This window comes from Oerskovia sp. NPDC060287, assembly GCF_042726775.1.
Lineage (GTDB): Bacteria > Actinomycetota > Actinomycetes > Actinomycetales > Cellulomonadaceae > Oerskovia > Oerskovia merdavium.
In genome coordinates, this window is the sequence record NZ_JBHXBO010000022.1 from 21,692 (window position 1) to 30,846 (window position 9,155).

A 9,155-nucleotide genomic window follows, 5' to 3' on the forward strand; every position below is an offset into this window, starting at 1 on the left:
TCGACGGGCCGCCGACGTGACCCCCCGTAGGCTGGACCGGTGACGAATCCGGCCCCCGCACAGACCCCTCGTCGCACCAGTCGTCGGGGGTTCGCCGCGCTGCTCCTCGCGATCGGCGCGCTCGTCGGCCCGGCGCTGCCCGCCGCGGCCGCCCCCGCGAGCACCTCGACGACCACCACCGAGACCACCACCGACTCCTCGCCCGAGGGCCCGACCGTCCTGGTCGGTGTCGCCGGGCTGCGCTGGACGGACGTCAACCCGACGACCGTGCCGCACCTGTGGAGCATGATCGGGTCGAGCTCGGTCGGGTCGATCAACGTCCGCACGGGCGCCGGCCCGGTCACGTGCTCGCTCGACGCGTGGCTCACGCTGTCCGCGGGGCAGCGCGAGTCGAGCGCTCCCCCGGTCGTCGAGCCGGTGCCCACGGACGACCCGGCGGACCCGGCCGAGGTCACGTCCACGGTCGACTGCGAGCCCCTGCCCACGATCGACGCGGGGACGGGCGTGAGCTCGTCGTCGGTGCCGGGCTGGTCCACGCTCACGACCGGTCCCGAGGACCTGGTCGAGGAGCCGGCCGACACCACGGTCGATCCCGAGACGGGCGCCGTGGTGCCCCGCGGGCCGGGCGCGCTCGGCACCGAGCTCGCGGCGGCGGGCGTGTGCAGCACCGCTGTCGGCCCGGGCGGTGCGATCACGCTCGCGGACTCGACCGGCGCGGTCTCGCGCTACGTCCCGACGCTCGACGCCCTCTCGCAAGAGGAGCTCGCGGCGTGCGACACGGTCGTGATCGACCAGGGCGAGCTGCCCGAGTCGTCGCCCGAGCGGGCCGAGGCCCTGCGCGAGCTCGACCAGGTCCTCGAGCGCCTGACCTCCGACCTGCCGCGCGACTCACGTGTCCTCGTGGCGGGGATCGCCGACACCCCGGGCGCCAAGCCTGGTCTGCAGGTCGTCGTGGACTGGACGGCCTCGGGCTCGGCGCACGGCTGGCTCCAGTCGGAGTCGACGCGCTTCAAGGGTCTCGTCCAGCTCACGGACCTCACCGCGACGCTCGCGGCCGACGCCGGGATCAGCACCGCCGCGTTCGAGGGGGGCGCCCCGCTCGAGTCGGGCGACGACCGTCGCATGAGCATCTCGCGGACGGTCGAGAACCGTCGATACCTCGGTGTCCTGTCGGACACCGCCCCGAACCTCATGCCGGCGTTCGTGGGCCTGCTCATCGGTGCGCTCGTGATCGCGGTCGGGGCCACGCTGTGGTCACGTCGCGCGGCGGAGCGGCGCGCGACAGCGTCCCCTTCCGGCCCGACGGCGCCGCTCCCCCCGAGCCCCCGAGGCCGCCGGGTCCTGTCGGCGGTCCTGCTCCTGGTCGCCTCCGCCCCTGCGGCGTCGTCGCTCAGCACGCTCGCCCGGTGGTGGGTCTCCCCCGCGCCGACGTTCGCGCTCATCCTCTCGGTCAGCGTGGCGACCGTCGTGGTCGCCCTCGTCGCGTGGTTCGTGAGCCGGGTCCTGCCTCGCAGCCCCTGGCGCCTGGCCGCTGCGGTCTCGGGAGTCACCTGGCTCGTCCTGACGGTCGACGGCCTGACCGGGACGACGCTCCAGCAGGGTTCGCTCCTGGGCCCGGCCCCCGTGCTCGGGGCGCGCTTCTACGGCTTCAACAACATGACGTTCGCGGTCTACGGCGCCGCCGCCCTCCTGCTCGCCGGGAGCATCGCGTCCCAGCTCGCGGCGCACGGCAGGCGGCGGGCGAGCCTCGCGGTCGTCGTCGGCGTCGGGGTCGTGACGACGGTCGTCGACGGCTGGCCCGCGTTCGGTGCCGACTTCGGCGGGATCCTCGCCCTGATCCCCGCGTTCGCGATCCTCGCCCTGCTGGTCGCCCAGGTGCGCATCACCGTGCGGCGGATCCTCGCGGTCGCGGCCGCGACGATCGGCGTGGTCGTGGTCGTGTCGGTCGTCGACTGGGCGATCCCGGGGACCAGCTCGCACCTGGGCGGGTTCGTCCAGCGGTTCCTCGACGGGGACGCGCTCAGCATGATCGCGACCAAGGCCGCGGGGGCGTGGGCGACGGTCGCGAGCGTGCCCGGCGTCCTGGCGACCGTGGCCGTCGTGGCCACGGCCTTCGCGGCCCTGCGCCCCGACGTCTGCCGCCTGCCCGAGGTCGCCGCCGCCTACCGCGCGTGGCCCCAGCTCCGGTCCCTCGTGATCTCGCTCGTGGTCGCGGCCGGGATCGGTTCGGTCCTCAACGACTCGGGCGTCATCATCGCGGTCATGTTCGTCGTCGTGGCGATCGCGACCGTCGTGGCCTCGTTCCTCTCGGAGTCGTCGGTCACGGTCGCGGCGGCGGTCCCCACAGCCGTCCCCGCGGACGCCCCCGTCCCGTCAGCGTCACCGACCGCACGAAAGCCCCGCGCGCCGCGCATCGCGGGGCTCTCGACCGACTCGGGCACGATCCGCCGCATGCCCACCACGATCCTCGCGGTGGGCGGCGGCCTGCTCCTCTCGCTGCTGCTCGCCGCGGCCGTCGTGCCGACGAGCGGCGCGGCCGTCGCGGGCGACGAGGTCCGTCGCGGGACGGGTGCGCCCGTCGCACCCGAGGGCGAGAGCCTCGTCGTGATCGGCACCTCGGGGCTCCGCTGGCCCGACGTCGCGTCCGGGACGGCCCCCGAGCTCCGCACCCTCCTCACCGAGGGGGCGGGCGCCGCGGGCGACTCGCTCCCCACGGGGGCCGCGAGCCGGTGCCCCGCGTCGGGGTGGCTCGCGCTCTCGGCGGGGCAGTACGTGCGCCACGAGCCCCTCCTGCTCGACGACGGCACGACGTCGTGCGCCCCCGTCACCACGGTCGCGACGGACGGGACGACGGCCTCGTCGGACGAGCCCGTCGACACGGTCGCCTCGTCGCGCGTCGCGACCCCCGCGACGTCGGTCCAGGTCCAGGGGTGGCAGGACATGGTGGACGCTCAGTCCCGGACCGTCGAGCTCGGCACCCTGGGCCAGGCGATCTCGGACGCGGGCATCTGCGCGACGGCCGTCGGGCCGCGCGCGGCGCTCGCCCTCGCGGACAGCGACGGGACGGTCGCGCGCTACCAGGACCTGCCCGCGGCCCTGGCCCCGGTCAACGACACGTTCGGCTGCGCGCTGACCGTGATCGACGCGGGAGACGCGACCCCGGCAGCGCTGGCGACGATCCCGGGCGAGACGGCGGCCGAGCGCTCGGCCCGCTACCGCACCGAGCGGCCCGCGCTCGTCGCCGACGTCGACGCGACGGTCGGCCGGGTCCTGGACGCCGTGCCGGACTCGGCGACGGTCCTCGTGGTCGACGTGGTCAACAACCCGGGCGCCCGTCCTGCGCTGGGCGTGACCATGGTCCGGTCCTCGACCTCGATCGACTCGGACCAGCCCCGGTTCCTCACGAGCTCGGCGACGCGCTCCGACGGGATCGTCCGCCTGCTCGACGTGCCTCCGACGATCCTGGGCGCCCTGGGGGTCGAGGTCCCGGCAGGGATCGACACGTCGGTCATGACCTACGGCTCGCCCCGGCCCCTCGACGCGGCGTCCGCCGCCGACGCCCTGGCCGACCTGACCTCACGCGACCAGGTCCGGCGCCAGATCTACCCGTACTTCGTCGACTACGCGGGGTACGCGGGCCTGGTCCTCGCGGCCGGCTGCCTGCTGCTGGCGCCCGTCGCCCGCCGCAAGGACTCACGAGGCTGGCGGATCGGGCGCCGGGTCGCCGAGGGTGCCGCGCTGGTCCTCGCGTCCTTGCCCGCCGCGGCGTTCGTCTCGTCGATGACCTCGTGGTGGCGGTTCGAGAACCCGATGCTCGCGGCCGTCGCCATGTCGATCGGCTCGACCGTCGTGGTCGCCGGCCTCGGGGCGCGCGCGCCCCGACGACCCGTCTGGGCGGGCCCCGCACTGGTCGCGGGCATCACGTTCGCGGTGCTGACTCTCGACGCCCTGCTGGGCACACCGTTCAACCGCGCCAGCCCGCTCGGCTCGGCGCCGACGTTCGGGGCTCGCTTCTACGGGTTCGGCAACCCGACGTTCTCGGTCTTCGCGGTCGCGGGGGTCCTCGCCGCCGCCGGGGTCGCCCAGTGGCTCGTGCTGCGTGGTCGACGACGGACGGCCACGCTCGTGGTCGGGGTGATCGGCGTGGTCGCGATGGCCGTCGACGTGTGGCCCACGCTCGGTGCCGACCTCGGTGGCGGGCTCGTCCTCGTCCCGACGTTCGCGATCCTGCTGCTCGCGGCCTCGGGCGCACGCCTGACGTTCAGGCGGTTCTTCACGATCGGTCTGGCCGGCGTGGGGGTGGTCGCGCTCATCGGCGTGCTCGACTGGTTGCGCCCGCCTGCCGCTCGCTCGCACCTGGGGCGCTTCGTGGGCCAGGTCGTCGACGGCGACGCGTGGGAGATGCTCTGGCGCAAGGCCGGCTACGCGGCGCGCTCGGTGCTGGGCGGGGTCCCGGTGTGGATCACGCTCGTGGTGCTGGTCTGGTTCGCGCTCGTGCTGTTCGCGCCGCGCCGCTTCACCCCGGCCTGGTTCGCGCGGTCCGAGGCGGGGTGGCCCCTGTTCCGGCCCGCGATCCTCGCGATCTGGGTCATGTCCGTGAGCGGCTCGCTCGTCAACGACTTCGGGGTCCGGATCGCGATGATCGCCCTGGTCGCGGCCGTGCCGCTCGTGGTGCTCACCGCGCTGCGCGCGACACCGGGCAGCCCGGGCGAGGTCTCCGACGCGGAGGGCGAGACGGTCTCGGGGACGGGAGCGGCGCCGTCGGGCAGGGCGTCCTCCGGGACGGACGACGAGCCGTCCGTCCCGCTGCCCTCCCTGCCCGACGGCGGAGGCTCGCCCGACGACGCGGCGGAACCTGCCGCGTCCGGCAGGTAGACGACGAGGGGCCCGGGCGGAGTCCGCCCGGGCCCCTCGTGCGAAGAGCTACTTCCCGGAGTGCTTGTGCCCGCCGAGCGCGTCGAGCGCGCTGCGGACGCGACGCGCCCCGACCGCGAGCTGCACGTCGCGGTACTGGTTGGCGCGGTGGATCTGCCCCTTGAGGTCCGACCCCGAGGGGCGGTGGCGCAGGTCGCACGGGACCTCGACCGCGACGTACCCCTTGCGGAGCAGGTCGATCGTGAGACCCGTCTCGACGCCCCAGCCGCGGGCCAGCGGCGTCGCGGCCTCGAACGCCTCGCGCGTCAGGCACCGCATGCCCGACAACGGCTGCGTGGGCGTCCAGCCCGTCATGGACTGGATGGCGCGCCGCGCGGCACCCACGACGATCCCGCGACCGCCCGCGCCGGGCTGCGGCGGGAGCAGGGCGATGGACATGTCGGCCAGGCCGTCGAGCACGGGGGGCACGAGCGGGGCCGTGTTGACCGCGGTCTCGCCCAGGTCGCCGTCGATGAAGAGCAGGAGGCGCGGGGGGCGGTCGGCGACGTCGCGCATCGCGACGACCGCGGCACCCGTCTCCATGGCCGCCGCCTTGCCGCGGTTGTGGGAGTGGCGCACGACCACGGCGCCCGCCTCACGGGCGACGTGCTGCGTGGTGTCCTCGCTGCCGTCGTCCACCACGAGCACCAGGTCGACGTGCGGGATGGCCTTGGCCGCACGGACCGTGGCCGCGATGCGACGCGCCTCGTCCTTGGCGGGGATGATCACTGCGACGCGCTGCTTCTGCCGGGAACCGCCGTGCAGCGGGGCCGGGCGCGGGGTCTTCGCCACCGGGAGCGCGTGCGTCCCGTTGGCGGGGACGCCCGACACGTCCCGGGTGGTTTCGGTGTTCAGTCCTGACTCGGTCGACCGATGGTCCGCGTTCACGCAATCCAGCCTAGTAGTGCAAAGAGTTTCCCGCAGTTTGCCACACTCGGGGTGGCAAAGTCACGGGGATGTCCCAGAGAACGGTGTTCTCGGGTTCTTGCCGAGGTATCTCTCGGTCAGCCTGGCGTCTGTACTTCCTCGTCGGACCTGACCTGCCCGAGGCCGACGGGCGGGGCGGCGATGCCGGCGCCCGTCGGTCTCGGGGTCGTGCTGGTGGTGCTGTGGTGCCGTGGTGCTGGTGCCGACGTGGCGCCCGTGGCGGGGCCGGCCGGCGGTGCGTCGGGGGTCGTCAGCGGAGCGTGACCTGACGGGACACGATGCCCGCACGTGCACGACGCTCGTTGGCGTCGAGCGGCTCGGTGACCGCGAGCGCCGCGTCGAGCTTGGCCTTGAGCTCCTTGGCGGGCTCCTCGAGGTCTGCGGCCTCGGTGCCGCGCGGGAGCTCCCAGACCGGGACCAGCAGACCGCACGACCGGAACGCGCCGACGAACTTGCCGCCGCCCAGGCCCGACTCGCGCTTGGCGTGCAGGCGCGAGATCGCGTCGATCAGCTCCTCCTCGCCCACGGGCCAGGCCCAGCGCAGGAACTCACGGCTCATGGAGCACCAGTAGGCCGACTCGACCGACTCGAGCTTGACCGTCGGGACGATCGACTCCGACGCCTGGTCGAGCGACGCCTTGAGCTCGGGCGTGAGGTCCGTCGTGGGGTCGAGCCAGAACGAGAAGTCCTCGTGGACCGTGACCTCGAAGGGCACCGACAGGTCCAGGACGTCCTGCAGGCGCGGGCCCGGACCGGGCAGCTCGCCCAGCTCGATCGACGTGCCCGGCTCGGCCTCGATGGCCTCGAGCAGGACCGCCGCGAGGTCGCGGCTCGTGTCGCCCGAGCCCGCGAGGGTCTGGAGCGCCAGGAGGATGGTGCCGTCCTGGCGGTGCAGCGCGGCCCAGCCGGCCGGGAGGATCGTCACGACGAGGACGTCGCGAGCGCCGTACTCCTCCGTGGTGCGAGCAGGTGCCGAGGCCGAGGGGACGACCTCCCGCAGGGCGACCCAGTCGGTCTCGCCGGGGAGCCCCTCGAAGGGGCGCAGCACGAAGTCGGGCGTCGAGTTCTTGGCCATGGGGAAAGTGTAGTGGGAGCGGGCTGCGGGGCCGGCGGGCCTACTGCTCGACCGGGAACCCTCGCTGCGACCACGCGACCATGCCGCCGTCGAGGTTGGTCGCGTCGAAGTCGCCCTGGTTGAGCCACGCCGCGGCGCGCGCCGAGCGTCCGCCCGAGTGGCAGATCACGAGGATCGGGACCTCGGGGTCGAGCTCGCCCCAGCGGACGGGCAGCTCGCCCAGGGGGATGTGGACGGCGTCGGGCGCGTGGCCCGCGTCCCACTCGTCCTGCTCGCGCACGTCGAGGAGCACGACGCCCTCGGGCACGGGGTGCTCGGCGTCGAGCTCGGACACGTCGGTCGTGGGTACCTGGGGCGGGAACATGGTGACCAGCCTACGTTTCTGACGCGCCGTCGTCGGATCCTGGTCGCGTGCCGCGCCGGTCTCCCCTCCCGGGACAGACCTCCCGCGACGCCCTGACCAGTGGCAGGATCGTCGCATGGACCCCCGCGCCGGAACCCTCGCCCAGCCCCAGGACCTCATCGACGTGGACGCCGTGGTCGGCGCCTACTACGACCTCTCCCCCGACGTCGACGACCCGGCGCAGAAGGTGGTGTTCGGGACGTCGGGCCACCGCGGGTCGAGCCTGGACCACGCGTTCAACGAGGCGCACATCCTCGCGATCACCGCGGCGATCGTCGAGTACCGGCGTGCCCAGGGCACCGACGGCCCCCTCTTCATCGGCCGCGACACGCACGCGCTGTCGCTGCCCGCGTGGCAGACCGCGATCGAGGTCCTGACGGCCGCGGGCGTCCAGACGTACATCGACGCGCGCGACTCCTACACCCCGACCCCGGCCGTGTCCCAGTCGATCCTGCTGCACAACGGTGCGGCCACCGAGGCCGGGGTCCGCACCACGGGCCCCGAGCTCGCGGACGGGATCGTCGTGACGCCGTCGCACAACCCCCCGCGCGACGGCGGCTTCAAGTACAACCCGCCGCACGGCGGTCCCGCCGACTCGGAGGCGACGGGCTGGATCGCGGACCGTGCGAACGAGATCCTGCGCTCGGGCGTGGGGCAGGTCGAGCGCGTCCCGCTCGAGCGTGCGCTGACGGCCGAGACCACGCACCGCCACGACTTCCTCACGGCGTACGTCGACGACCTGGCCTCGGTCCTGGACCTCGAGGCGATCCGCGGCGCGGGCGTCTCGATCGGCGCCGACCCTCTCGGCGGGGCCTCGGTCGAGTACTGGGGAGAGATCGGCGAGCGCTACGGCCTGGACCTGACGGTCGTGAACCCGCAGGTGGACCCGCGGTGGGCCTTCATGACGCTCGACTGGGACGGCAAGATCCGCATGGACTGCTCGTCGCCGTACGCCATGGCCTCGCTCGTGCAGAAGATGACGGACCCGGACGCGACGTCGACGTTCGACATCGCGACGGGCAACGACGCGGACTCGGACCGCCACGGGATCGTGACCCCGGACGCGGGCCTCATGAACCCCAACCACTACCTCGCGGTCGCGATCGACTACCTGTACGGCGGGGCGCGTCCCGGTTGGCGCCCGGACGCCGCGATCGGCAAGACGCTCGTGTCGTCGTCGCTCATCGACCGGGTGGGGGCGGGGATCGGTCGCCGCGTCGAGGAGGTGCCGGTCGGCTTCAAGTGGTTCGTGCCGGGCCTGCTCGACGGCTCGGTCGGGTTCGGCGGCGAGGAGTCCGCGGGCGCCTCGTTCCTGCGGACCAACGGCGGGGTGTGGACCACGGACAAGGACGGCCTGCTGCTCGCGCTGCTCGCCTCGGAGATCCTCGCGACCACGGGCAAGACCCCGTCCCAGCACCACGCCCGGCTCGTCGAGCAGTACGGCGAGTCCTGGTACGCCCGCGTCGACGCCCCGGCCTCGCTCGAGGAGAAGTCGGCGCTCGCGAGGCTCAGCCCCGAGCAGGTCACGTCGACGACGCTCGCGGGCGAGGAGATCACCGCGAAGCTGACCACGGCGCCGGGCAACGGCGCGGCGATCGGCGGCCTCAAGGTCACCACGGAGAACGCGTGGTTCGCGGCGCGCCCCTCGGGCACGGAGAACGTCTACAAGATCTACGCCGAGTCGTTCGTCTCGGCCGAGCACCTGACGCAGGTGCAGGACGAGGCCAAGCAGGTCGTCTCGGACGCCCTGGCCGGCTGACGCCCGGGGCGAGGTGGCCGACGGGGTAGCGCGCCGCCCGGGGGCACCGCGCGGTCCCCGCGCCCCACCCCCGCGCC

The 9,155-nt window shown here is 74.1% G+C and carries 5 protein-coding genes; 2 read left to right on the forward strand and 3 right to left on the reverse strand.

Going from position 1 to position 9,155, the window contains the following annotated elements; genetic code table 11:
* Positions 1-39: 39 nt before the first annotated feature.
* Positions 40-4,875 carry a hypothetical protein gene (locus ACFWFR_RS03670; protein WP_377621271.1) on the forward strand — a complete coding sequence of 1,612 codons (4,836 nt, stop codon included), beginning with the start codon at positions 40-42 and terminating at the stop codon, positions 4,873-4,875.
* A gap of 48 nt (positions 4,876-4,923) precedes the next feature.
* Here ACFWFR_RS03670 and ACFWFR_RS03675 read toward each other — a convergent pair whose 3' ends face one another.
* From ACFWFR_RS03675 to ACFWFR_RS03685, 3 genes are all read right to left on the reverse strand, one after another.
* The gene (locus ACFWFR_RS03675) at positions 4,924-5,706 is read right to left on the reverse strand and encodes a glycosyltransferase (RefSeq protein WP_056653537.1); all 783 of its coding nucleotides are present in this window, start codon (positions 5,704-5,706) and stop codon (positions 4,924-4,926) included.
* 385 nt (positions 5,707-6,091) lie between these two features.
* Positions 6,092-6,916 (reverse strand): DUF5926 family protein, encoded by an 825-nt coding sequence (locus tag ACFWFR_RS03680; protein WP_377621273.1) that lies wholly within the window; start codon positions 6,914-6,916, stop codon positions 6,092-6,094.
* Positions 6,917-6,956: 40 nt separating this feature from the next.
* On the reverse strand, positions 6,957-7,280 hold the full coding sequence (locus ACFWFR_RS03685; RefSeq protein WP_377618618.1) for a rhodanese-like domain-containing protein: 324 nt from the start codon (positions 7,278-7,280) through the stop codon (positions 6,957-6,959).
* Positions 7,281-7,395: 115 nt separating this feature from the next.
* On the opposite strand from ACFWFR_RS03685, the gene pgm reads away from it, so the two are divergent.
* The gene (gene pgm / locus ACFWFR_RS03690) at positions 7,396-9,078 is read left to right on the forward strand and encodes a phosphoglucomutase (alpha-D-glucose-1,6-bisphosphate-dependent) (RefSeq protein WP_377621275.1); all 1,683 of its coding nucleotides are present in this window, start codon (positions 7,396-7,398) and stop codon (positions 9,076-9,078) included.
* Positions 9,079-9,155 lie beyond the last annotated feature (77 nt).

Coding starts and splice junctions, on each gene's coding strand:
- ACFWFR_RS03680 (WP_377621273.1), bottom strand. CDS start 6,916: ATGGCCAAGAACTCGACGCCCGACTTCGTGCTGCGCCCCTTCGAGGGG.
- ACFWFR_RS03685 (WP_377618618.1), bottom strand. CDS start 7,280: ATGTTCCCGCCCCAGGTACCCACGACCGACGTGTCCGAGCTCGACGCC.
- pgm (WP_377621275.1), top strand. CDS start 7,396: ATGGACCCCCGCGCCGGAACCCTCGCCCAGCCCCAGGACCTCATCGAC.